The sequence below is a fragment of the Pseudomonas sp. MH9.3 genome (assembly GCF_034354675.1).
Classification (GTDB): Bacteria; Pseudomonadota; Gammaproteobacteria; order Pseudomonadales; family Pseudomonadaceae; genus Aquipseudomonas.
On sequence record NZ_CP133785.1, the window covers coordinates 2,465,329 to 2,489,323 of the forward strand.

The window sequence follows — 23,995 nt, forward strand, 5'->3', positions numbered from 1 at the left end:
CAAGCCCGTCTCCCACAGGGGAATGCATTGCAAAGGTGGGCGCTGGCTTGCCTGCGATGACGCCAGCAGCCATCAGCGGATTTTCGCTCATCACCGCAAAACCATCAGCGACTTTCCGCTCAAAAAAATCTTGTAGCCCTTCTATCGCGGGCCTTCATCTGTTTGGCACAGCTCCTGCTACAGCCGAACCACGCTGCGTTCGCGCCGCGCCATAAAAACAACTAGATGAAGGATCCTTAGATGGATAACTCCAACTCCCTGCCTCTGGGCTCGGCGGCTGCGCCGGCACGCACCACTTCCAGCCGTATCAAGTCGATCTTCAGCGGATCGGTCGGCAATATGGTCGAGTGGTACGACTGGTATGTCTATGCTGCTTTCTCGCTGTACTTCGCCAAGACCTTCTTCCCCAAAGGCGACACCAACGCCCAACTGCTCAACACGGCCGCGATCTTTGCCGTAGGCTTCCTGATGCGCCCGATCGGCGGTTGGCTGATGGGCCTTTATGCCGATAAGGTCGGGCGTAAAAAAGCCCTGATGGCCTCGGTCTACTTGATGTGCTTTGGCTCATTGCTGATTGCTCTCAGCCCGGGCTATGAAATCATTGGTATCGGTGCACCCATCCTGCTGGTATTTGCCCGTTTGCTGCAGGGCCTGTCAGTTGGCGGTGAATACGGCACGTCCGCCACCTACCTCAGCGAAATGGCGACCAAGGAACGTCGTGGTTTCTACTCCAGCTTCCAGTACGTGACCCTGATCTCCGGCCAGCTCATCGCGCTGGCGGTGCTGATCGTGCTGCAACAATTGCTCACCACCGAGCAGCTGTACGCCTGGGGCTGGCGTATCCCGTTCGCCATCGGCGCCCTGTGCGCAGTGGTCGCGCTGTACCTGCGGCGCGGCATGGAAGAAACCGAGTCGTTCATCAAGAAGGAAAAAGCCAGGGAAAGCGCCATGCGCACCTTGATGCGCCACCCCAAGGAACTGATGACCGTGGTCGGCCTGACCATGGGCGGTACACTGGCCTTCTACACCTACACCACCTACATGCAGAAATACCTGGTGAACACGGTGGGGATGAGCATTTCCGACTCCACCACCATTTCGGCGGCGACGCTGTTTCTGTTCATGTGCCTGCAACCCCTCGTCGGCGGCCTGTCGGACAAGATCGGTCGGCGGCCGATCCTGATCGCCTTCGGCATTCTCGGCACCCTCTTCACTGTGCCAATCCTGACCACCCTGCACACCATCCAGAGCTGGTGGGGCGCGTTCTTCCTGATCATGGCGGCGCTCGTCATTGTCAGCGGCTATACCTCGATCAACGCGGTGGTCAAGGCCGAGCTGTTCCCGACCCAAATCCGCGCACTGGGCGTGGGCCTGCCCTACGCACTGACCGTGTCGATTTTCGGCGGCACCGCCGAATACATCGCGCTGTGGTTCAAGAGCATTGGCATGGAGACCGGCTACTACTGGTACGTCACCGCGTGTATTGCGGTGTCGCTGTTGGTGTATGTGACCATGAAGGACACCCGCAAGCATTCGCGGATCACCACGGACTAAGGGTTCGGGAGGTGTAAAAAAGGGGCCATGTCAGCTGATGACATGACCCCTTTTTCATTTGAACCGACTGCGGAAGCCACCTACACCAGACCAAGAAGCGTCTGACTTCTCGTACATCGCCCACTCCCCTAGAGTGCTCGTCCCTTCTAATAAAAAGACATATCCGGCATGCGGCGATATTTCATTACCCGAGGAGCCAAAACGACTGCGGGCGGTACCGTAATAGGCGGTTTGAGCGGCTTCGGCATCAAGCAGGTAGACATCGCACTTGAAGGCCACGAGGTACTTTGCCCGGCCTGCAAAACCACGGGAGTGATTGCCTGCGTCGGCCCGCGCCTGAGCCAGAACGCGCGGGGGCGAAAAGTGGCGCTCTCGGACGATCTTTGTTACTGCAAATGCGACCCGTCGCCTCGCCTGATTGCTGACCAGTTCGAGCGGTATCAGACCATTACCGCTGAAGACACCTCGGTATTCAACAGAGCCAGCCCCGCATCCACCACACCCCAAGCCCAAGCGGCCACGGTACGACTCTCCCCGCCTCCAAAGCCCTCCGCTTCAGCCTTGAGCCAGATGCTCGACTCATCCTGCGAGCGCAATTGGCGCTTCTACCAGAAGCAGGCAGAAGACATCGTTGCTCCTGGCGGCCAGTTGATTGCCGATCCCCGGTTGCGCAACCGGGTCATCAACTCGGCTTACGCACAGCTATGGCTATTGGATAACCGCTTTCAGTGGGCAGGGCTGGCGGCATTTGCGTCCAAGCAAGTGGGCTGCGGGCTGCTGCATGCGGCTGAATCCATCGAGAACATTCAGACGGAATACGAGGCGGCGGAGCTGTTGAGAAGAAGTGCCCGCAAAGGGGTTTGGGGATTGTTCAGCGCCGAGGAGCGTGAACGACGGGCGAAGCTACAGGAGTACGAGCAACGGCAGCGTGAATATGAACGTGCCAATCGCGAGAACCCGGTGCCGGGAATTGATTGGCGGCCTAACGGTGAGCCGTTATCGACCGTGCAACAGCTCTATCAGCATGTGTACGAGATGATGGCGATGGGGAATACGACGCTGTTTTTGGATGTGTTTCCGTTGCATGCTTTTTATAAAGATAAGGGATTGGATGGGCTGAGGACCTGCTTGCGCTTACGCAGGAATATCTATGGGGACAGCCAATCTCCAGTGCTTTGGCCGGTTGGGCAAGAGACGCTGACGTTTGGTACGAGCCACAAGGAAATCCTGCAAGCCTTCGAGGCCATAGATGCTGGCAACATTGCCGAAAGTGTTGAGTATCTCGCTGACCACGAACAACGAAATATCCTTCAACCCACAATGTACGGTGACCCAAAACTGGTAGCCCTACTCCGTAGCAACCATCTCTCCTACGTCACCGGGATACCGTCCGGTGTCGCTCAAGCCATTGAACTGACGCTGGCAAGCCAATGCCGCCACGTCGAAGACGGCCGAACCATTGAATTCAGCAATAATCCCGTCGCCAACCTGGCCGATATCGACCAACGCATGACCTTCGTGCTGAAGGCTGCTGCGCAGTTTGACGCACTTCTGCATAGCATTGAGCGGCAGCGAATCGAACAGTCCCTGCAAGATATCGCTGGAGGCCGGGGTGTCCAATGAGCAGGATCACGCAAACCGGTCGGCGACGTGTCGGATTTGGACTGGTCGCTGCCATACTTCTCGTAGGGTTAGCGATACGCCTCGGTGCCGACGAGCCGGAGATTGCGTTGACGCCTGGCGAGGCCTGGGAAGACATGCGGCAGCGCTCCAGCGCAACGATAGACCCCGCCATTACCGGACGTCACTGGTTCAGGATCCCCAAGTCGGATGCCCGATTGCGGCTTGTGGATGCGGAATATGGATTCGTGACACCTCTCGCTCGCTTCTTCACGATAGGCTTTGATAATGAGCGGATAGGCAGTATTCGAATGTCCCCTCAAATCGAGCCCATATCGCTCGACGACACACTCAAGGTCGTATTGGACTTGCAAGACCAATGGCGCAAAGGCGGCTGGCTCCCGATTCATATCAAGGACAATCCACCCTTTGCCGACACGCCGCAATGGCACGCCCAGTTGCGAGATGTGAACCGTGGAGGCGTGTCGTATTGGCAAGCCGGGGACAAGTACCAAGTGATGTTGTTGGTTAATCGGTTCAAGGATTATCGTAATCCCAATGAAGAGCGCTACCTCATCACGCTAGCCCTGGCCACACCATGGATACCGCAATGATGAAATTTCCAAGCTCGCAATATGGCGGGCCTGGAAACGCACCAGCCCCCATCATGAGAACTGTACAGCCTCCTTATGCCCATACCGGCGCTGGGCATACGCCGCCCCGGCGATCATCACCACCAGCACCGCCGACGAGCCGATGGTGCCAAAGTCCAGCCCGCCCTTTTCATGGGGTTTGGTCAGGAAGTCACCCAGAGTTGCACCGAACGGCCGGGTCAGCACGCGCCGTGCCCAGGGTGTTGGAAAACAGAATCGCCATCCAGTAGAACAGCTCACCGCGAAAGGTCTGGATCTTGTTCACGTGGCATAACCCAGCCCCAGCGTACGGTCCATGAAGTCGGACATGGTAGTGTCGGCAGTGCTGGTGGACAGTCTCACGATCCAGTACAGCACGGGGTTATAGATTTTCGACCGACATTCAAGGTCATAGACAACAAGTCACCGGCGGTTTCACCCAGGGTGGTTGCGCAGACTTTCATGACCCAGAACGCAAGCGTGATCTGAGGAAGTTTATTCATGGGCGAGAAGGCTCCGACGCACAATCTTTCATTAGTCGACCGACAGGGTGTCGACCTCGGGCGCAGACTGAACGGCACGCTGTGAAAAATAGGTGGGCAATGAATGAAAATTCCATGGGGTCGATGGAAATTCGCAACCATGGGCTGCACTATGACCGCCATCGAGAACCACTCAGCAGGAACCCCGGCCCATGTCTGACGCTATCCATTTCTACGAACCCGCCAACGGCCACGGCTTACCCCATGATCCTTTCAACGCGATTGTCGGCCCGCGCCCGATTGGCTGGATCTCTTCCCACGACCGCGAGGGTCGCCTGAATCTGGCGCCCTACAGCTTTTTCAACGCGTTCAACTACATTCCGCCGATCATCGGGTTTTCCAGTGTCGGACGCAAAGATAGCTTGAATAACATCGAACAGACCGGCGAGTTTGTGTGGAACCTGGCCACCCGCCCGCTGGCCGAGCAGATGAACCAGAGTTGCGCGGCCGTCGCGCCGCAAGTGGATGAATTCGAACTGTCCGGCCTGACGCCGGTGGCCTCGAAAATCGTCGGTGTGCCACGGGTGGGCGAAAGCCCGGTGTCATTCGAGTGCAAAGTGACGCAGATCATCCAGTTGCAGCGCGCTGACAAAGCGTTGGTGCCAAGCTGGCTGGTGTTGGGCGAAGTGGTGGCGGTGCACATTGCCAAGTGGCTGCTCAAGGACGGCATCTACGATACCGCCGCCGCCGAGCCGATCCTGCGTGGCGGCGGTCCGGCAGATTACTTCCAGCTGGGCCCGGAGGCGCTGTTCAAGATGTACCGCCCAGGCGCCGGCAAACCCTGATTGCAATGCAGCCACAAGTGGGAGGGGCGCAAGTCCCTTCCCATAGGTTCAGTTATTGGCGGGCTCCCAGTTCAGCACGCCCTCTTCGTCGACATCGATCAATCGCTCGAGCTGCACGGCGGCCGCGTCATCCGCGTCGGACGCCGTCTTGAACCGCTGCCCGTCAAGGATCTTGTGAAACTGCGGTGCGCCCATGCCATCCAGTGCCTTGACGGCAACGGCGGCGCTGTAGCCTCCTTCACCCGGTACTACGGCGGAAACGGCTTCGTGATGGGCAAATTGTTTGCGTGCCATGTTGCAGGTCCTGGCCAATTGAAAGTCGGCCATTCTAAACCCTAACCGGCCAGTTGCAGGTACTCGCCATAGCCGTTGATGGCAGAGGCATCGGTGAACGTCTGGAAGTCGATGCTGCGCACCACCATGTCGTTCAACAGCTCGGTGAAGATCATCAGCGCCGGCGAATTGAAGTAGGTACTCATCGCCTGCTCGCTGCTCCAGAAGCCCGAAATCAGCCATACATCGGGATCGGTGTGGGAATGCTGCAACGAAAATTGCAGGCAACCCTGAGCCTGACGGCCCGGTTCGATCAAACTGCTCAAGCGTGCACCGAGTTCGGTGCTGCACCCGCTACGGGCACGGATAAAGGCCATATGGCTCGCGGGAATGGGGGTGGACATGTTCGACTCTCCCGTTGAGAAGTGATGCTCGGCAAGCACTGAGGGGGCGTGTTGCCACAGGATCAACGATAAGGCCACCGCTGGACGCGCGGTTAGTCGAATCCTGCAGGCTTATTGCACAATCCTGCGAAAAGCGTAGGCAGGACGTTTGCCGCCCACTGTTTATTCCAGACGCTGCCCAGTATTTGCGGACGATGACAGCCCGCGTCATTGCCTGATTCACGCCTATTCGCAGGATCAGGCAATGATTGTGCAGGATCGACGTAACACGCTTTGAAAATCCGCCGCTAAGCTCAGTCCATCAAAGCAACACGCAGAGGACGTTCCATGTCGTTGCCCGACCCCAAGCTTCTTCCCCTCGACGCCGAGATGGAAAAACAGCGCGCTGAACTCGCCGGCATCGTGCAACGCCACACCTGGGAAGAAGGTTCCTACGGCACGGCGATTACCTCGCTGTACCTGAACCGTCAAAATACGCCGCGCGACTTCATGCCGGTACTGGTGGAGCCTGCCCTGTGCATCCTCGCCAGCGGCAGCAAGGAAGTGCGCCTGGCCGACGAAATCTTCGCCTACGACCCGCTCAACTACCTGGTCTTTTCGGTAGCGATGCCGGTGGCAGGAAGGGTCATCGATGCCACGCCGCAAGATCCCAACCTGTCGGTGCGCATCAATATCGACCCGGCGCAACTGACGGCCCTGATTGCAGAAGCGGGTCCGATGGGCGTGCCTTCGCGGCCGACGTCGCGCGGGATGTACGTCGACCGCATCGACCACGCGCTGCTCGATGCGGTGCTGCGCCTGACGCGGCTGCTGGATACCCCAAAGGATATCGCGATGCTCGCGCCGCTGATCAACCGCGAGATTCTCTATCGCCTGCTGCGTGGGCCGCAGGGTTATCGGCTGTATGAGATTGCCGTGGCCAACAGTCAGAGTCATCGCGTCAGCCAGGCGATCACCTGGCTGAACGGCAACTATGAGCAACCGCTGCGCATCGATGACCTGGCCAGGGAGGTGAACCTCAGCGTCTCGACCTTGCACCACCGCTTCAAGGCGATCACCGCCATGAGCCCGCTGCAATACCAGAAGCAACTGCGCCTGCAGGAAGCGCGCCGGTTGATGATTGCCGAAGGGTTGGAAGCGTCGGCGGCGGGGTATCGGGTGGGGTATGAAAGCCCGTCGCAGTTCAGCCGGGAATACAGCCGGTTGTTTGGTGCGCCGCCCCTGAGAGACCTGGCCCGCCTGCGCCAAAGCATCTGACCGAATGAAGACCAAAATGTGGGAGGGGGCTTGCTCCCTCCCACAGTTGAAACCTGTTGCTCTTCAGTCCAGCGTTCGGGGCAGCTGTAACGTGACCCGCAACCCACCCTCGCGCAGATTCTGCAAACTCACTTCCCCGCCATGACTATGGGCAATGTTGCGCGCAATCCCCAGCCCCAGTCCATAACCCTGCTGGTGCCCGGCGAGGCGGAAGTGCGGCTCGAACACCTGTTCCAGACGCTGCTCCGGCACGCCGGGCCCTTCATCGTCCACGTGCAGAATGAACTGCGCGCCATCGTCCTCGATGTGCAAATGGGCGTTCTGCCCATACTTCAAAGCGTTGTCGATCAGGTTGCCGATGCAGCGCTTGAGCGCCAGCGGCTTGCCCGCATAGGCCGCCAGGGCATATCCATTCAGCGTCACGCGACCATTGCCGTTGGGCGCCAGATAAGGCTCCACCAGGCATTCGAGCACGTGGTTGAGGTCTACCGGCTGGATGTTTTCGTGGATGTCGGTGTCTTTCACGCATTGCAGCGCGCCCTTCACCAGCAGTTCCAGCTCGTCCAGGTCCCGGCCGAACTTGGCTTGCAGGTTTTCGTCTTCGAGCAATTCCACGCGCAGGCGCAGGCGGGTGATCGGCGTGCGCAGGTCGTGGGAAATCGCGCTGAATAACTGGCTGCGCTCGGTCAGGTAGCGGCTGATGCGTTCGCGCATGGCATTGAAGGCGCGCCCCACTTCCACCACTTCACTGCCACCGCCCTCGGCCACCGGCTCCACATCGGCACCCAGGGACATGTCCCGCGCCGCCCGTGCCAGACGTTTGAGCGGGCGACTCTGCCAATGCACCAGCAAGCCGATGAACAGCAGCAGCAAACCGCTGGTCAGCACGATAAACCACACCTGCTGCGATGGCAGGCTTTGTTCTTCAAGACTGGTGTACGGCTCGGGCAGCAGCGAGGCGATGTACAGCCATTCGCCGGGGGCGAGCTGAATCTGCGTGACCAGCACCGGCGGGTTCACCGGCTCCAGGGTCAGCGCGTAATGCGCCCAGGAGCGCGGCAGCTCATCGAGCTTGAGGCCGGCATTGAAGATGCGCAGGTCTTCGGCGCTGACGAACTCCACTGAGATCAGCACATCGCCGCCCAGGGTCTGGCGCAGCACCTCGTCGACCGCCTGCAGCACCGCCTGCTTGCGCGGGGTCTGCGGCAGCACCGCCATGTCCAGCGGACGATCATTGAGGGTCACGACAAACCGCGTGCCGCCCATGCTGCGCAATTGGTCCAGCACCAACGGGCGATAGGCCACCGGCAGCGAGCGGAAATAGCTCACGCTGGCGGTCATTGAGTGCGCCAGGCTGCGCGCGCTGGTGACCAGGCCTTCAAGTTGAGTAGCGCGCAGTTGCGACACCCAGATCACGCTGGACAGCGCCTGGGCAAACAGCACCACCAGCAAGGTCAGCAGGAGCATGCGCCCCAGCAGCGAGCGCGGTACCGGAAAGCGGCGCCGGCGTTCGGCTACCGGCTCAATGGGCATTGCCGGCAACCACGCTGGCTGCCAGTTGGTAACCGCTGCCGCGCACGGTGCGGATCAGCCTCGGCGGTTTTTCGGTGTCGCGCAGGCGTTGGCGCAGGCGGCTGACGGCCATGTCGACGATCCGGTCCAGGGGCATCAGGTCACGGCCACGGGTGGCGTTGCCGATGGTGTCGCGGTCGAGGATCTGTTGCGGGTGATCCAGAAACAATTTGAGCAGGGCAAAATCGGCGCCGGACAGAATCACCTCTTCACCGTCCACGTGAAACAGCCGGTGGCTAATCATGTCCAAGCGCCATTCATCGAACACCAGCACATCCGCCGTGCCGCTGCGCTCCTGGCCGAACTGGCAGCGCCGCAACAGCGCCTTGATCCGTGCCTGCAGCTCACGGGGGCTGAAGGGCTTGCCGATGTAGTCATCGGCGCCCAGTTCCAGGCCGATCACGCGGTCGGCTTCGTCGGAGCTGGCAGTGAGCATGATGATCGGCACCTGCGCCTGACGCGGATGCTGGCGAATCCAGCGGCACAGACTGAAGCCGTCCTCGTCCGGCAGCATCACATCGAGAATGACCAGGTCGCACGGTGCCTCGTTCATCGCCTGACGGAACCCCGCGCCGTCGGGCACGCCACGCACCTGGAAGCCGGCGCGACTGAGGTAGGTTTGCAGCAATTCGCGGATTTCCTGGTCGTCGTCGACGAGGAGAATGGATTTACTGATTACGCTCACGGGGGGCCTCCTGGATGGTGGGGACAAGCTTAAAGCATCTGGCGCCCTTTAGGCCGCCATCGCAGGCAAGCCTGCGATGAGGCCATCAGCCCCTACGCAAAAGCCTGTTCAAGCGCGACGCCCGCACCGGTCAACCCGGAATACGGCGCCGTCACCAACCACACAGGAATGCCGTTGAAGTAGTCGCTCATGCAGCCCTTGTCGCTGAAACTCTTGGCAAAACCACTGTTGATGAAGAAGTCGGCAAACCTGGGGATCACGCCGCCCACGATATACACGCCGCCGCGCCCGCCAGTGGTGAGCACGTTGTTGCCGGCAACCCGGCCCAGCCAGATGCTGAACTGATCCAACACCTCCGTCGCCACCGGGTCGCCGGCCAGGCCGGCCGCCGTGATGGCTTCAGGCGTATCCAGCACCGGCACGTGCCCATCCACCGCACAGATCGCCCGGTACAGACGCGGCAGTCCGCCACCGCTCAATGCGGTTTCGGCGCTGACGTGGCCGATTTCGCCGTGAATGTGCTGCCACAGTTGGGTTTCGCGCACGCTGCTCAGGGGCAGGTCGACGTGGCCGCCCTCCCCCGGCAATGCGGCAAACCGGCCTGCACCAAGGTCCAGCAACGTACCGACGCCCAGCCCCGTGCCCGGCCCGATCACCACGGCCGGGCGCAACGGCTCCGGCGTGCCTTCGCAGACCACGCGAAATTCATCCGGCTGCAGGCGGGTCATGCCCAGGGCCATGGCCGAAAAATCATTCACCAGCAGCAGCTCATCCACCTGCAACGTCTGGCAGAACGCCGTCTTGCTCAGGCGCCAGTGGTTGTTGGTGAACCTGAATTCATCCCCGCTCACCGGCCCGGCCACCGACAGGCACACCGCGCCGATGTCCCCGATTTCCAGGCCTTCTTCTTTGAGATAAACCTTGATCGCCTCTTCCGGGCTCTGGTGATCCGCCGTGGCGTGCACCCGGATCGAATGCAGCGCCTGATCGCGCCACAACGCAAAACGGGCATTGGTGCCCCCGATATCACCGACCAGCGCTAACTTCACTTAAGCGTCTCCAAGGCAGAGGTAAAGGCGCTGGCGCCCTGCTCTGCGGAGCTTGCGGCCAAGCGCATGAATGCAAACAGCTCGCGCCCCGCCCCCACGTTATTGCCCAACAGTCCCGTGGCAGGTATGCGTGCTGCAAACTCTTCGGCGTCCACCTTAAGCTCCAGGGTGCCGGTAACGCCATCCACGCGAATGATATCGCCATCGCGCACGCGCGCCAGCGGCCCGCCGCTCTGGGCTTCGGGGTTCACATGGATCGCGGCAGGAATCTTACCCGACGCGCCGGACATGCGCCCATCGGTAACCAACGCCACTTTGAAACCGCGGTCCTGCAATACGCCGAGAAACGGCGTCATCTTGTGCAGTTCGGGCATGCCATTGGAGCGCGGGCCCTGGAAGCGCATCACGGCGACGAAGTCTTTTTCCAGTTGGCCGGCCTTGAAGGCATCGGCCAGGTCCTGCTGGTCCTGGAACACCACAGCCGGGGCTTCGACTACCTGGTGCTCCGGCGCCACCGCGGACACTTTCATCACGCCACGACCGAGGTTGCCTTCCATCACGCGCAAGCCGCCTTCGGGCGAGAACGCACGGGCGACGGGACGCAGGATGGTTTCGTCGAGGCTTTCGATGGGGCCGTCGCGCCAGATCAGCTCGCCGTCGACCAGGAACGGCTCCTGGGTGTAACGGCTCAGCCCCTTGCCGGCCACGGTGTTGACGTCTTCGTGCAGCAGCCCGGCTTCGAGCAGTTCGCGGATCAGGAAGGACATGCCGCCCGCCGCCTGGAAATGGTTGATGTCGGCCTTGCCGTTGGGGTAGACGTGGGACAGGGTCGGCACCACTTCGGAGAGGTCGGCCATGTCCTGCCAGGTGAGGATGATGCCCGCCGACATGGCGATGGCCGGCATGTGCAGGGTGTGGTTGGTGGAACCGCCGGTGGCGTTGAGGGCAACGATGGAATTGACGATGGATTTTTCGTCGACGATCTCGCCGATAGGCGTGAAGTTGCCGTTGGCCTTGGTCAGGCGGGTGACCTGGTGCGCCGCTTCGCGGGTCAGCGCGTCACGCAGCGGCGTGTACGGATTGACGAACGAGGCGCCCGGCAGGTGCAGGCCCATCACTTCCATCAGCAGCTGATTGGTGTTGGCAGTGCCGTAGAAGGTGCAGGTGCCGGGACTGTGGTAGGACTTCATCTCCGATTCCAGCAGCTCTTCGCGGCTGGCCTTGCCTTCGGCGTAGCGCTGGCGCACATCGGCTTTCTGCTTGTTGGAGATGCCCGACGGCATCGGGCCGCCCGGGACGAAAACCATCGGCAGGTGGCCGTAACGCAGCGCGCCCATCATCAGGCCCGGCACGATCTTGTCGCAGATACCCAGCATCAGCGCCGCGTCGAACATGTTGTGGGACAGCGCAACCGCCGTGGACATCGCGATCACTTCGCGGCTGAGCAGGCTCAGCTCCATGCCGGGCTCGCCCTGGGTGACGCCGTCGCACATCGCCGGGGTGCCGCCGGCGAACTGGCCGACCGAGCCGACTTCGCGCAGGGCTGTCTTGATCTGTTCCGGAAAGTGTTCGTAAGGCTGATGCGCCGAGAGCATGTCGTTATATGAAGAAACAATTGCCACGTTGGCGGCATTCATCATGCGCAGACTATTTTTATCTTCAGTGCCGCAACCGGCCACGCCGTGGGCGAAATTGGCGCATTGCAGCTTGCCGCGCATCGGACCGTCGCTGGCTGCGCCGCGAATGAGCGCAAGGTAGGCCTCACGGGTGGCGCGGCTGCGGGCGATAAGCCGTTCGGTGACCTCAAGGACGCGGGGATGCATGTGTAGAACTCCAGGCTAACGGATGTGGCGACCTGAGTGTCTATGCTGATCAAACGCCCGCGCGCATGGGATGGCAGGGTGTCGTTTGGATCATCGGACCAGTTGATTCAGGTCACTCGTTGTAGATTGAACAAAATATTGCCACTAAAAAGGCTTGTTTTCTATTTTTATGCGAATAATCTTGTAATTCTTACAACAAATCGACGACAGGCACCTTCCAATGACTCTTCGTATCGCAATCAATGGTTTTGGCCGTATCGGCCGTAATGTCCTGCGCGCACTGTATACCCAAGGCTACCGCCAGGATTTGCAGATCGTCGCCATCAACGATCTGGGCGACAGTTCGATCAACGCCCACCTGCTCAAATTCGACACCGTACACGGCACTTTCGACGCAGAGGTCGCCCACGATCAGGAAAGCCTGACCGTCAATGGTGACCGGATTGCCGTCAGCGCCATCCGCAACCCGGCCGACCTGCCATGGGCCGCGCACAAGATCGACGTGGTGTTCGAATGCACCGGTCTGTTCACCGAGCGTGACAAGGCTGCCGCCCATATTACCGCCGGCGCGCGCAAGGTGATCATCTCCGCACCGGCCAAGGGCGCGGACGCCACCGTGGTCTACGGCGTAAACCATGACATTTTGCGTCAGTCCCACCAGATCATTTCGAACGCCTCGTGCACCACCAACTGCCTGGCGCCGGTGGCCCAGGTGCTGCACCGCGAACTGGGCATCGAAAGCGGCCTGATGACCACGATTCACGCCTACACCAACGACCAGAACCTCACCGACGTCTACCACACCGACCCATACCGCGCGCGTTCGGCCACGCAGAACATGATCCCGAGCAAGACCGGCGCGGCCGAAGCAGTGGGCCTGGTGCTGCCGGAACTGGCGGGCAAGTTAACCGGCATGGCGGTGCGGGTCCCGGTGATCAACGTGTCGCTGGTCGACCTCACCGTGCAACTGAAGAAAGAGGCCACGGCCGACGAGGTCAACGCACTGCTCAAGGAAGCCAGCCAGCACTCGAAGATCCTCGGCTACAACACCCTGCCGCTGGTTTCCAGTGACTTCAACCATAATCCGCTGTCGTCGATCTTCGACGCCAACCACACCAAGGCCAGCGGCAAGCTGCTCAAAGTGCTGGCCTGGTACGACAACGAGTGGGGCTTCTCCAACCGCATGCTGGATAACTGCCTGGCGCTGTGCAACGCCGAGTAAGCAGGCAACAGAGGTCCCTGTGGGAGCTGGCTTGTCTGCGATAGCATCACCTCGTTCGAACTGAAATACCGAGGTGCCTGCATCGCGGGCAAGCCCTAATGCCGTTCAGTTAAGGAAAATGTGCGGGCTTATTGTGGCGAGCGGGCTTGCCCCGCGTTGGGGTGCGAAGCGCCCCCAATCGAGCAAAACGCGGTGTACCTGATACGGCTCAGCGCCTGGCTTTGGGGCTGCTGCGCAGCCCAACGCAGGACAAGCCTGCTCGCCACAGGGAATCTGCGCTTAACTGAACGGCATTAGGGCAAGCCCGCCTGCCACAAAAGCCCCCTCCCACATTTGATCGGTACCCGCTCACAGCAATAGCCACTTGCCATTTCCGTTGTTGATAAGCATTATCATTTGCTTGCAATCGGCCTGGTATCCCTGTGAGCCAATCTCGCTTCAACCATGTCTTTCTCACCCAACGGGTGATTCTGCTACGCACCTTGCAGCGGATGGTGAATAACCACAGCACCGCCGAGGACCTGTTGCAGGAAACCTACCTGCGCGTCACACGGGCCCTGAGCGAGCGGCCGATCGATCACCTCGAACCCTTCGTCTACCAGACGGCGCGCAACCTGGCGCTGGACCATCTGCGCGCGCGCCGAATTCAGGCCCGCACGTTGCAGGAAGACGTGCCACTGGATGTGCTGCAAAGCGTCGCATCCCCTGTCAGCACGCCCGAAGACGCCACCCAGGCCGAGCAACTGCTGGAGCATCTGAGCGTCAGCCTCGGTCAGTTGAGCGCACGCCAACAGCAGATCTTCATCCTCAGCCGCCTGCACGGCTGCAGTTACCAGGAGATTGCCGATCAATTGGACGTGTCCTTGAGCACCGTGCAAAAGGAACTGAAGCTGATCATGGCCATCTGTGTAGGTGTGGCCCAGAGGCTGGATCAGCCGTAAGCTACATCCGACAGAACTGTCGAACCGGCCTGCAGGAACAATGACTAGAACGTGGCGAAGACCCGAGGCACACCGTGACCGACCCGAATAACCTGCGCCCCCATGAGCTGGCTCATGAGGTGTTGCAAGACGCGGCTATGGACCAGGCGCTCGACTGGCTGATCGCGCTGCAGTGCCCGCAACCGGGGCAGCAGGCTGCGTTCGAGGCCTGGCTGGCCAGCGACCCGGCGCACGCCCTCGCCTTCGCCAACGCCCAGGCAGCCTGGGGCGGCGCGCCGGTGCACAGTGCCGCAATCGCCCTGGCAGCGCCGCGCAAACCGGGCGTCTGGCGCCGTATCAAGCCACACTGGAAACCCCTGGCCACCGCCGCCGTGCTGGTGCTGGGATTGCTGAGCTTCAGCAACCTGCCCGCGCGCTTGCAGGCTGACCACCTCACCGTGGTGGGTGAGCGCCAGCGCCTGCAACTGGACGACGGCTCCACAGTGCTGCTCAACACCAACTCGGCGTTCTCCAGCAGCATCAAGGACCACCAGCGCGTTGCCCGCCTGTATCAAGGTGAGGCTTTTTTCGAGGTCATGCCCAGTCGCGGCCTGCCCCTGGAAGTCGATGCCGGCCCGGTGCGGGCCAGCGTGCGCGACACCGCCTTCGCCGTGCGCTACCTCAACGGCGAAGCGCAGGTGCAGGTGCAGCGCGGCGATGTCGACCTGCGCAACACCTTCGACGATGCCCGCGTGCGCCTGAGCGCCGGCGAAAGCATCCGCATCGGTCCCAAGGGATTTGGCCCGCCTGCCCGACTGGATCCGGCCAAGGACCTGGCCTGGGTACAGGGCCGGCTGGTGTTCGAAAACTGCCCGATGAGCGAAGTGCTCGCCGAACTGCGCCGCTATTACCCTGGCTGGATCGTCAACACCAACGACAAACTCGCCAGCGTCGCCGTCACCGGCAATTATCGCCTCGACCAGCCGCTGGACGTGGTGCGCTCCCTGGCTCATATCACGTCGGCCAGGCTCGCGGAATTCCCGGCGCTGGTCATTCTCAACTAAATGAGAATTATTTTTACTCGATGTTAACCGGCGATACGTCTCGTTATAGCCAATGCAACTGATTCCTATTTGGAACGGTTCGCAACTATAAGATTCGTACCTCCGGAGCGTTCACGATGTCCTCTTGTTTCAACCGTCGGTCTTCCTCGCCCGTATTGTCCCTGCTGACTGCCGCTCTCCTGCTGGCCGGTGCGCCGGTGATGGACGCTGCGGCTGCCGAGCCGACCCCGCGCAGCCATGGCAATTACGCGTTCAGCATTGAACAGCAGCCACTGGTCTCGGCGCTCAATGCCTTTACCGCCGTGACCGGCTGGCAAGTAGGCCTGCCGGCCGAGCTGGGCCAGGGTGTGTCATCGCCAGGCGTGCGCGGCGCACTGCCACCCGAGAGAGCGCTGGATCGGCTGTTGGTGGGGACCAACCTGAGCTACCGCAAACTGGGCAATAACAACATCGTGCTGGAAAAACGCGCCGTCGGCGGCACCGTCAACCTGCAACAGGTGACCATCAGCGCAACCCGTACCGAGCAGGCGGTGGACAGCGTACCGAGCACCGTCACCGTGCATGAGCGCCAGGAACTGGACCGCCAGAACGTGAACACCCTTCGCGAACTGGTGCGCTACGAACCCGGCGTATCGGTGGGCGGCGCAGGTACTCGCTCCGGTAACGGGGGGTACAACATTCGCGGGATCGACGGCAACCGCATCCTCACCCAGGTCGATGGCGTCGAAGTGCCGGACAACTTCTTCAACGGCCCCTACGCCAAGACGCGCCGCAACTACGTCGATCCGGAAATCGTCAAGCGCGTGGAAATCCTCCGTGGCCCGGCCTCGGCCCTTTACGGCAGCAGCGCCATCGGCGGCGCCGTGAGTTATTTCACCCTCGACCCGGACGACATCATCAAACCGGGCCAGGACGTCGGCGCCCGCCTGAAAACCGGCTATAGCTCCGCCGACGACAGCTGGCTGACCTCCGGCACCGTCGCCGGCCGCGTACAGGACATCGACGGCCTGCTGCACCTGAGCCAACGCAGGGGTCATGAAACCCAGTCCTACGACGGCAACAACGCCACCGGCCTGGCCCGCACCGGCGCCAACCCGGAGGATGCGCGCACCACCAACGTGCTGGCCAAACTGGGCTGGAACTACGGGGACGACAACCGCCTGGGCCTGACCTACGAAAAGTACAAGGATGATCGCGACGTCAACCTGAAAAACGCGGTGGGCGGCCCGTTCATTGGCGGCCGCGGCTTCAACCTCTACCGCGACCGGCGCGGCAACGACACCATCACCCGGGAACGTTTCGGCCTGGAAAACACCTTCTCCCTCAAGTCGCCGATAGCCGACCGCATCAAGACCAGCCTCAATTACCAGATCGCCAAGACCGACCAGACCACCGCCGAGATCTATCAGTCGGGCCGCCGCGTTCTGCGCACCCGCGACACGCTGTACGAAGAAAAACAATGGGTATTCGATGCACAACTGGACAAGGCCTTCAGCCTCGGCGATACCGATCACCAGGTGACTTACGGCACCACGCTCAAACAGCAGAAAGTCACCGGTTCGCGCGAAGGCGCCGCCACGTGCCTGGCGGTTGGCAGTGGCTGCACCGCCATCGGTGCACCGAGCCCGCAAGCCGGCGACAGCGTGAAGAAATCCAGCGACTTCCCGGACCCGACCATCAACACCTATTCGCTGTTCGCCCAGGACCAGATCACCTGGGACCAATGGACCTTCCTGCCCGCCGTGCGCTACGACTACACCCAGCTCAAGCCGAAACTGACCCAGGCGTTTCTCAACACCGTAAACCCCACGGGTGCGGCTTCGGTCAGCGACAAGGACAAGACCTGGCACCGCGTGACGCCCAAGTTTGGTCTGACCTACGCCCTTACCGATCAATACACCTGGTTCGGCCAATACGCCGAAGGTTTCCGCACGCCCTCCGCCAAGTCGCTGTACGGCCGCTTCGAAAACCTCAACCTGGGTTACACCGTCGAACCCAACCCCGACCTCAAGCCGGAAACCAGCAAAGGGATCGAGACCGGGATTCGCGGCGCATTCGACGCAGGCTCCTTCGAGATCGCGGTGTTCTACAACAAGTACCGCAACTTCATCGACGAAGACAACGCCGTGGTCGGCGGCACCGTGGAGCAGTTCCAGGCCATCAACATCAAGCGCGCCACCGTCAGGGGCGCCGAAGCCAAGGGCCGCCTCAACCTGGATACCTTCGGCGCGCCGCAGGGTCTCTACACCCAGGGCGCGGTGTCCTATGCCTACGGTCGTAACGATGAGAACGGCGAACCGCTCAACAGCGTCAACCCGCTCAAGGGCGTGTTCGGCCTGGGCTACGACCAGGACAACTACGGCGGCCTGCTGAGCTGGACACTGGTGAAAAAGCAGCATCGCGTCGACAGCAGCACCTTCCACGCACCGGACGGCGACACCAGCGGCCCGTTCAAGACACCGGGCTTTGGCATCCTCGACCTGAGCGCGTACTACAAAGTCAGCCAGGACGTGACCATCAACGGTGGCCTCTACAACCTCACCGACAAAAAATACTGGAACTGGGATGACGTGCGCAGCTACGACAGCGTCGGCGAAGCGGCAGTGACCGGCCCGGCCAACCTCGACCGCCTGACCCAGCCCGGCCGCAACGTTGCGATCAACCTGATCTGGGACATCTGACGACATCAGCCTCACCTCGCCGCGATTGTTCAGCGCCGGGGTGAGGATTTTTTACTGTGCCGCGTCTTCTTGTTCGTCTAGTTGATAACCGCTCTCTTCAGGGCAACCAGGCGCTACCCTTCTCAAGGACTTTTTCGATGACCGCTTCCCCTACTGCAGAACGCCCGAGCCTGCGCTCCCAGCGCCTGAACCAGATCACCCACGCGCCACACACCCGGCTCGACGCCCTGGTCAAGGCCCACGCGCCGTTCGACACGCGGGCCAACTTCGCCCGTTTCGTGGTGGCGCAGTACCTGTTTCAGTCGGAACTGGTGGCGCTGTACAACGATGCCGAGCTGATCGACATCATCCCCGACCTCGCCGAACGCTGCCGCGCCGACGCCGCCCGGCTCGACCTGGGCGACCTCGACACCGAAGTGCCGACACCGGTCGCCGGCGCCGTGCAGAACCCGAGCAGGGCCGAAGCCCTGGGCTGGCTGTTTGTGTCCGAGGGTTCCAAGCTCGGCGCCGCGTTCCTGATCAAGCGCGCCGTGGGCCTTGGCCTGAGCGAAACCTTCGGTGCCCGCCACCTGGGCGAGCCGGCCGGTGGTCGCGCCGAAGGCTGGAAGCGCTTCACCCGCACCCTCGACGCCCTCGAGTTCAGCGCCGAAGAAGAAGCCACCGTGGAAAAAGGCGCGATTGACGCGTTTGTACGCTTCACCGTGCTGCTCGAACAGGCGTACGCTAGCGCCCCCGAACTGGCCTGATACCTGAATTGGAATGCGATCAAATGTGGGAGCTGACTTGCCCGCGAAGACGTCGGCCCAGCAAGCATTGATGTTGACTGACCCACCGCTTTCGCGGGCAAGCCCGCTCCCACAGGGGGTTCGCATTTCAAACTGATTTTTTGCTTTATTTTATATTGCGCACAGACATGACCGGCAAACCCCACTCCACCTCAAAAATCGCACAGCTCCTGTTCGGCCTGCTGGCCTACGTCAGCCTGGGCATCGGCCTGGTGGCGATTGTAATCCCGGGGTTGCCCACCACCGAATTCATCCTGCTGGCCGCCTGGGCCGCCACCAAAAGCTCACCGCGCCTCAGCGCCTGGCTGGAAAACCACCGCCTGTTCGGGCCCATCCTGTTCAACTGGCGCAACGGCAAAATCATCGCGCGCCGGGCCAAGGTCAGTGCCACCGTCAGCATGCTGGTGTGCGCCTTGCTGATGCTGGTGATGCTTGATCACGGCTGGCCGATCTACCTGGCAATTGCCGGCATGGGCCTGGGCAACCTGTGGATCTGGTCGCGCCCGGAACGGCTCGCAGCCCCCACCCAACGTGGCATGTAGTCTTTTTCCTACCGCTCATCGCCTTGCCCTCACGAATTGATTCATGACGCCGATGTTTCAGGCATAGCGCCGAATGGACTTGGCTCGTCCTGTTTGCACTCAACTTTGTCCTTTCGCGAGTTAACCCATGCTCAACACTCTTTCAATTCGCCTGAAAATTGTGCTGCTGTCCGGCCTCTGCCTGTTGGGGGTGATTGCGCTGATCGTCAGCATCAACCTGCGCGAGACCGACAAGAACGATCAACTGACCAGCGACTCAAGCTCGCGCATGCTCACCAGCAACGTGCAGAAACTGCTGCAGGCCAACGCTGCTGAACAAGCTCTGCAGTTGCAGAAAACCTTCGGCGACAACCTCACCGCCGCGACCGCCCTCGTCGACCAGATCAAGGACCTGCGCAACCTCGCCGCCAAACGCGGGCTGGAACCTGCTGCGCTGCGCGAGGAGCTCAACCAGAGCCTGAAAACTGCCTTCGAGCGCAACAGCAAAGTGCTGGGCATGTGGCTATCGTTCGAGCCCAATGGGCTGGACGGCAAAGACAGCGAATTCGTCGGCGACAAGGCCCGCGTGTCCAATGAGTCAGGACGCTTCGCCAGCTACTGGAGCCGCGCCGGCGGCACAGACGTGAACACCATCATGATCGAGGAGGATCTGAACAAGACCGCCCTCAACCTCAGCGGCACGCCCTACAACATTTGGTACACCTGCTCACGCGATACCCGCAACACCTGCCTGCTGGACCCTTACGAAGACACCGTCGCCGGCAAGACGGTGCTGATGACCACCCTGTCGCAGCCATTGATCGTGGACGGCAAGGTGATCGGCGTGGTCGGTGTCGACATCGCCCTCGGTGCCCTGCAAGTGGCCACCGAGGAGGCGCAGAAAAATCTCTTCGACGGTGCCGCGCACCTTGAGGTGATCTCCAGCACCGGCCTGATTGCGGCCTACAGCGGCGAACCGGGCAAAGTCGGCAAGAACCTGGCGCAAATCATGGGCGCCGAAGGCAAGGAAGTCGTGCAACTGCTGGCCACTGACAGCCACGTCAACCGCGAACAGGGCGACACGATCCGTGCGGTCTACCCGTTCAAGCCGATTGCCGATGCCAAGGCCTGGGGCGTGGTGGTCAAGCTGCCCAAGCACGTGATGCTGGCTGATTCGACCAAGCTGCAAGGGGTCATCGATGAGGCCCAGGCCGCCAGTGCGCTGTTGTCCATCGGCGTGGGTGTCGGCGCGGGGCTGCTCGGATTGCTGCTGATCTGGCTGACCGCCACCGGCGTCACCCGGCCGATCAACAGCGTGGCCGCCATGCTCAAGGACATCGCCAGCGGCGACGGCGACCTCACCCAGCGCCTGACGTACACCCGCAAAGACGAATTGGGCGAACTGGTGAACTGGTTCAACCGCTTCCTCGACAAGCTGCAACCGACCATCGCGCAGATCAAGCAAAGCATCACCGAAGCGCGAGGCACGGCCGATCAGTCATCGGCCATCGCACGCCAGACCAGCGAAGGCATGCAGGTGCAGTTCCGCGAAATCGACCAGGTGGCCACCGCGTCCAATGAAATGAGCGCCACCGCCCACGACGTGGCCAACAGCGCGTCCAGTGCCGCCAGCGCGGCGCGCGGCGCGGACCAGTCGGCGCGTGAAGGCATGTCGATCATCGAGCAAAGCACCCGTGACATCACCACTCTGGCCGACGAAGTGAGCAAGGCCGTGAGCGAAGTCGAGGCTCTGGCGGTCAACAGCGAGCAGATCGGTTCGGTACTGGAAGTGATCCGCAGCATCGCCGAGCAAACCAACCTGCTGGCCCTGAACGCGGCCATCGAAGCGGCTCGCGCCGGCGAAAGCGGTCGTGGTTTTGCGGTGGTGGCCGACGAAGTGCGCAACCTGGCCAAGCGCACCCAGGACTCGGTGGAAGAAATTCGCCTGGTGATCGAACGCATCCAGAGCGGCACCCGCGGGGTGGTGGCGACCATGCACTCCAGCCAGCAACAGGCCCAGAGCAATGCCGGGCAAATCCATCAGGCGGTCGCGGCGCTGGGCAAGATCAGCGAAGCAGTGACGGTGATCAGCGACATGAACCTGCAAATCGCCAGCGCCGCCGAAGAACAGAGCGCAGTGGCCGAAGAGGTCAACCGCAACGTATCGGCGATTCGCACCGTGACCGAGACCCTGACCGGCCAGGCCACCGAGTCGGCGGCCATCAGCAGCCAACTGAATGCCCTGGCCAGCCAGCAGATGAAGCTGATGGATCAGTTCAAGGTGTAGAGCTGGCCCCCTCCCACACTTGGATCTCCATTTGCCTGATGGAGATCACACTGTTTTTGATCTCCGGCGCCCCGTCAACCTTGCTGGCCGGCGTGCGCGCACACCGAGCATCAGCGAGGCGCCGGAACCAATCTCAGCCTTCACCGCAGCAACCGATGTGCCCCCTGTCAAACGCCGGACCACCCCTGCACAAACGCCGCCACATCCTCCTTGGGCGCACTACGCGGCGGATTCTGCGGCGTCCCCAAATACAGAAAACCAATCACCTCTTCCCCCTCCACCAGCCCCAACCCCTTGGCCACATGCGGCGAATACGACAATTCCCCGGTACGCCACACCGCACCAATCCCCTGCGCATAAGCCGCCAGCAAAATGCTATGGGCCGCACAGGCTGCTGCCAGCAGCTGTTCGGATTTGGGCACCTTGAAATGCGCCTGCAGGCGAGCAATCACCACCACCACCAACGGCGCACGCAGGGGGCCGTTCCGAGCCTTGTCGATGGCCGCTTGCGGCGTCTCGGCATCATTGAGCAGCGCCGCTTCGGCCAGCAAGGTGCCCATCTGCTCACGGGCAGCGCCTTCCACCGTGAGGAAGCGCCACGGCCGCAATTGGCCGTGGTCAGGCGCGCGCATGGCGGCGGCGAACAGCACATCGCGCTGCTCCTGGGTCGGTGCCGGCTCCAGCAGACGCGGCACGGAAACACGATTGAGCAAAGCGTCGAGAGCCTGCATGGGCCACCTCCAGAAAAAAATGTGGGGTCATTCTAGCGGGAATGAAACGCGATGCCAGCAAACGATAATTGCTCTTATTCATTGCCCCCGGCCCTGTTAGACTTTGCGACCCCTTTTTCGCCATCGCCTCAGGAAACTCGATGTTCCGTTCGCTTTTTCGCCTGTGCGCAGCATTGATGGCCTTGAGCCTGACCGCCTGCGACGACGCCCCCAGGTTCACCAAGGCAGAGCCTGGCGAAGCGCGGGCCGGTGGCGCAGCGACGGTGAACAAGCGTGACCAGAACGCGTTTTCCCTGCCCTCGGCCAACTTGTCGCCCACGCGCCGCGTGGACTTCAGCGTCGGCAACAGTTTCTTTCGCAGCCCCTGGGTAATCGCCCCCTCCACCACCACCGCCCGCGATGGCCTGGGGCCGCTGTTCAACACCAATGCCTGCCAGAACTGCCATATCAAGGATGGACGCGGCCACCCGCCGCTACCCGATGCGCCCAACGCCGTGTCGATGCTGGTGCGCCTGTCCCTACCGGATACGCCGGACTACGCCAGGCTGATCGAACAGGCCGGCGTGGTGCCCGAGCCGGTGTACGGCGGCCAGTTGCAGGACATGGCCGTGCCGGGCGTGGTGCCGGAAGGCAAGGTGCGGGTCGACTACACGCCCGTCAACGTCACCTTCAAGGACGGCACGGTGGTCGAGCTGCGCAAGCCTGCGCTGCAGATCACCCAGCTCGGCTATGGGCCAATGCACCCGGACACGCGCTTTTCCGCACGCATCGCCCCGCCGATGATCGGCCTGGGCCTGCTCGAAGCCATCAGCGAAGCCGATATCCTGCGCAACACCGACCCGAAGACCGCCGGCAGGGACGCACTCATCGGCCGCGCCAATCAGGTGTGGGATGACGCCCGGCAAACCACCGTGCTCGGCCGTTTTGGCTGGAAAGCCGGGCAACCGAACCTCAATCAACAGAATGTTCACGCGTTTTCCGGTGATATGGGCCTCACCACTTCCCTGCGACCGTTCGATGACTGCACCGACGCTCAGGTCGCCTGCAAACAGGCGCCCAACGGCAATGGCCCCGAGGGTGAGCCGGAAGTCAGCGACAATATTCTGCGCCTGGTGCTGTTCTACACCCGTAACCTTGCGGTGCCGGCACGTCGCGGCGTCGACACGCCGCAGGTGCTGGCTGGCAAAAACCTGTTCTACCAGGCCGGCTGCCAGGGCTGCCACACGCCGTCGTTCACGACGGCTGCCAATGCCGCCGAGCCCGAGCTGGCCAATCAGTTGATTCGCCCCTACAGCGACCTGCTGCTGCACGACATGGGCGAAGGCCTGGCCGACCACCGCAGCGAATTCAAGGCCGGTGGCCGCGACTGGCGCACGCCGCCGTTGTGGGGCATCGGCTTGACGCAGACCGTGAGTGGCCACACCCAGTTTCTGCATGACGGCCGCGCCCGCAACCTGCTTGAGGCCGTGCTGTGGCACGGCGGCCAGGCACAGCCGGCGCAGCAGCAGGTGCTGTCCTTTGATGCCGAGCAGCGTGCCGCGTTGCTGGCGTTCCTGAATTCTCTATAAGCTTTGCCCCAATCCGATAA

Annotated in this window: 20 protein-coding genes and 1 pseudogene; 13 read left to right on the forward strand and 8 right to left on the reverse strand. The window is 61.7% G+C overall.

The window, feature by feature from the left end:
• The first annotated feature begins 240 nt into the window (after positions 1-240).
• From RHM60_RS10755 to RHM60_RS10765, 3 genes are all read left to right on the forward strand, one after another.
• Positions 241-1,554 (forward strand): MFS transporter, encoded by a 1,314-nt coding sequence (locus tag RHM60_RS10755; protein ID WP_322214412.1) that lies wholly within the window; start codon positions 241-243, stop codon positions 1,552-1,554.
• A 168-nt stretch (positions 1,555-1,722) separates the two neighbouring features.
• A complete protein-coding gene (locus RHM60_RS10760) occupies positions 1,723-3,177 on the forward strand; it encodes a PAAR domain-containing protein (RefSeq protein WP_322214414.1) in 1,455 nt (484 codons plus the stop codon).
• A complete protein-coding gene (locus RHM60_RS10765; RefSeq protein WP_322214415.1) occupies positions 3,174-3,788 on the forward strand; it encodes a hypothetical protein in 615 nt (204 codons plus the stop codon). Before RHM60_RS10760 ends, RHM60_RS10765 begins: the two co-directional genes overlap by 4 nt.
• A 51-nt stretch (positions 3,789-3,839) precedes the next feature.
• Here the strand turns inward: RHM60_RS10765 and RHM60_RS10770 are convergent.
• Positions 3,840-4,309, reverse strand: a pseudogene (locus RHM60_RS10770) (hypothetical protein).
• Between the two features lie 191 nt (positions 4,310-4,500).
• On the opposite strand from RHM60_RS10770, the gene RHM60_RS10775 reads away from it, so the two are divergent.
• A complete protein-coding gene (locus RHM60_RS10775) occupies positions 4,501-5,133 on the forward strand; it encodes a flavin reductase family protein (protein WP_322214417.1) in 633 nt (210 codons plus the stop codon).
• Between the two features lie 48 nt (positions 5,134-5,181).
• Here the strand turns inward: RHM60_RS10775 and RHM60_RS10780 are convergent, their stop codons facing one another.
• Together RHM60_RS10780 and RHM60_RS10785 are read right to left on the reverse strand one after the other, a co-directional pair.
• On the reverse strand, positions 5,182-5,460 hold the full coding sequence (locus tag RHM60_RS10780) for a hypothetical protein (RefSeq protein ID WP_209984343.1): 279 nt from the start codon (positions 5,458-5,460) through the stop codon (positions 5,182-5,184).
• 8 nt (positions 5,461-5,468) lie between these two features.
• Positions 5,469-5,810 carry an antibiotic biosynthesis monooxygenase family protein gene (locus RHM60_RS10785; RefSeq protein ID WP_209984345.1) on the reverse strand — a complete coding sequence of 114 codons (342 nt, stop codon included), beginning with the start codon at positions 5,808-5,810 and terminating at the stop codon, positions 5,469-5,471.
• A gap of 327 nt (positions 5,811-6,137) precedes the next feature.
• Between RHM60_RS10785 and RHM60_RS10790 the strand changes: the two genes are divergently transcribed.
• Complete coding sequence (locus RHM60_RS10790) at positions 6,138-7,067, forward strand: AraC family transcriptional regulator (RefSeq protein WP_231423198.1); 930 nt, start codon at positions 6,138-6,140, stop codon at positions 7,065-7,067.
• Positions 7,068-7,130: 63 nt separating this feature from the next.
• Here the strand turns inward: RHM60_RS10790 and RHM60_RS10795 are convergent, their stop codons facing one another.
• From RHM60_RS10795 to edd, 4 genes are all read right to left on the reverse strand, one after another.
• Positions 7,131-8,600, reverse strand: a complete 1,470-nt coding sequence (locus RHM60_RS10795; protein WP_231423199.1) for an ATP-binding protein — start codon at positions 8,598-8,600, stop codon at positions 7,131-7,133.
• Complete coding sequence (locus tag RHM60_RS10800; RefSeq protein WP_003237599.1) at positions 8,590-9,324, reverse strand: response regulator; 735 nt, start codon at positions 9,322-9,324, stop codon at positions 8,590-8,592. The genes RHM60_RS10795 and RHM60_RS10800 overlap by 11 nt, the downstream gene beginning before the upstream one ends.
• Positions 9,325-9,416: 92 nt before the next feature.
• Entirely contained in the window at positions 9,417-10,373 is a 957-nt protein-coding gene (locus RHM60_RS10805) for a glucokinase (protein WP_209984354.1), read from the reverse strand.
• Complete coding sequence (gene edd, locus RHM60_RS10810; RefSeq protein ID WP_322214419.1) at positions 10,370-12,196, reverse strand: phosphogluconate dehydratase; 1,827 nt, start codon at positions 12,194-12,196, stop codon at positions 10,370-10,372. Before edd ends, RHM60_RS10805 begins: the two co-directional genes overlap by 4 nt.
• 220 nt (positions 12,197-12,416) lie before the next feature.
• On the opposite strand from edd, the gene gap reads away from it, so the two are divergent.
• The 7 genes from gap to RHM60_RS10845 all read left to right on the forward strand — a co-directional run bounded on the left by gap (position 12,417) and on the right by RHM60_RS10845 (position 21,676).
• Entirely contained in the window at positions 12,417-13,418 is a 1,002-nt protein-coding gene (gene gap / locus RHM60_RS10815) for a type I glyceraldehyde-3-phosphate dehydrogenase (protein ID WP_057007205.1), read from the forward strand.
• 422 nt (positions 13,419-13,840) lie between these two features.
• Positions 13,841-14,359 (forward strand): RNA polymerase sigma factor, encoded by a 519-nt coding sequence (locus RHM60_RS10820; protein ID WP_209984357.1) that lies wholly within the window; start codon positions 13,841-13,843, stop codon positions 14,357-14,359.
• A gap of 74 nt (positions 14,360-14,433) precedes the next feature.
• Positions 14,434-15,402, forward strand: a complete 969-nt coding sequence (locus tag RHM60_RS10825) for a FecR family protein (protein WP_231423200.1) — start codon at positions 14,434-14,436, stop codon at positions 15,400-15,402.
• A 116-nt stretch (positions 15,403-15,518) separates the two neighbouring features.
• Positions 15,519-18,083 (forward strand): TonB-dependent receptor, encoded by a 2,565-nt coding sequence (locus RHM60_RS10830; RefSeq protein WP_322214421.1) that lies wholly within the window; start codon positions 15,519-15,521, stop codon positions 18,081-18,083.
• Positions 18,084-18,220: 137 nt separating this feature from the next.
• On the forward strand, positions 18,221-18,829 hold the full coding sequence (locus RHM60_RS10835) for a biliverdin-producing heme oxygenase (protein WP_322214423.1): 609 nt from the start codon (positions 18,221-18,223) through the stop codon (positions 18,827-18,829).
• 167 nt (positions 18,830-18,996) lie between these two features.
• Entirely contained in the window at positions 18,997-19,410 is a 414-nt protein-coding gene (locus RHM60_RS10840; protein ID WP_322214425.1) for a YbaN family protein, read from the forward strand.
• Positions 19,411-19,537: 127 nt separating this feature from the next.
• Complete coding sequence (locus tag RHM60_RS10845) at positions 19,538-21,676, forward strand: methyl-accepting chemotaxis protein (RefSeq protein ID WP_322214427.1); 2,139 nt, start codon at positions 19,538-19,540, stop codon at positions 21,674-21,676.
• 167 nt (positions 21,677-21,843) lie between these two features.
• On the opposite strand, the gene RHM60_RS10850 is transcribed toward RHM60_RS10845, so the two are convergent.
• Entirely contained in the window at positions 21,844-22,407 is a 564-nt protein-coding gene (locus tag RHM60_RS10850; protein ID WP_209984376.1) for an NAD(P)H nitroreductase, read from the reverse strand.
• A 140-nt stretch (positions 22,408-22,547) separates the two neighbouring features.
• Between RHM60_RS10850 and RHM60_RS10855 the strand changes: the two genes are divergently transcribed.
• The gene (locus tag RHM60_RS10855; protein ID WP_231423205.1) at positions 22,548-23,975 is read left to right on the forward strand and encodes a di-heme oxidoredictase family protein; all 1,428 of its coding nucleotides are present in this window, start codon (positions 22,548-22,550) and stop codon (positions 23,973-23,975) included.
• The last annotated feature ends 20 nt before the right edge of the window (positions 23,976-23,995 follow it).

Coding starts and splice junctions, on each gene's coding strand:
- RHM60_RS10755 (WP_322214412.1), top strand. CDS start 241: ATGGATAACTCCAACTCCCTGCCTCTGGGCTCGGCGGCTGCGCCGGCA.
- RHM60_RS10760 (WP_322214414.1), top strand. CDS start 1,723: ATGCGGCGATATTTCATTACCCGAGGAGCCAAAACGACTGCGGGCGGT.
- RHM60_RS10765 (WP_322214415.1), top strand. CDS start 3,174: ATGAGCAGGATCACGCAAACCGGTCGGCGACGTGTCGGATTTGGACTG.
- RHM60_RS10775 (WP_322214417.1), top strand. CDS start 4,501: ATGTCTGACGCTATCCATTTCTACGAACCCGCCAACGGCCACGGCTTA.
- RHM60_RS10780 (WP_209984343.1), bottom strand. CDS start 5,460: ATGGCCGACTTTCAATTGGCCAGGACCTGCAACATGGCACGCAAACAA.
- RHM60_RS10785 (WP_209984345.1), bottom strand. CDS start 5,810: ATGTCCACCCCCATTCCCGCGAGCCATATGGCCTTTATCCGTGCCCGT.
- RHM60_RS10790 (WP_231423198.1), top strand. CDS start 6,138: ATGTCGTTGCCCGACCCCAAGCTTCTTCCCCTCGACGCCGAGATGGAA.
- RHM60_RS10795 (WP_231423199.1), bottom strand. CDS start 8,600: ATGCCCATTGAGCCGGTAGCCGAACGCCGGCGCCGCTTTCCGGTACCG.
- edd (WP_322214419.1), bottom strand. CDS start 12,196: ATGCATCCCCGCGTCCTTGAGGTCACCGAACGGCTTATCGCCCGCAGC.
- gap (WP_057007205.1), top strand. CDS start 12,417: ATGACTCTTCGTATCGCAATCAATGGTTTTGGCCGTATCGGCCGTAAT.
- RHM60_RS10830 (WP_322214421.1), top strand. CDS start 15,519: ATGTCCTCTTGTTTCAACCGTCGGTCTTCCTCGCCCGTATTGTCCCTG.
- RHM60_RS10835 (WP_322214423.1), top strand. CDS start 18,221: ATGACCGCTTCCCCTACTGCAGAACGCCCGAGCCTGCGCTCCCAGCGC.
- RHM60_RS10840 (WP_322214425.1), top strand. CDS start 18,997: ATGACCGGCAAACCCCACTCCACCTCAAAAATCGCACAGCTCCTGTTC.
- RHM60_RS10845 (WP_322214427.1), top strand. CDS start 19,538: ATGCTCAACACTCTTTCAATTCGCCTGAAAATTGTGCTGCTGTCCGGC.
- RHM60_RS10850 (WP_209984376.1), bottom strand. CDS start 22,407: ATGCAGGCTCTCGACGCTTTGCTCAATCGTGTTTCCGTGCCGCGTCTG.
- RHM60_RS10855 (WP_231423205.1), top strand. CDS start 22,548: ATGTTCCGTTCGCTTTTTCGCCTGTGCGCAGCATTGATGGCCTTGAGC.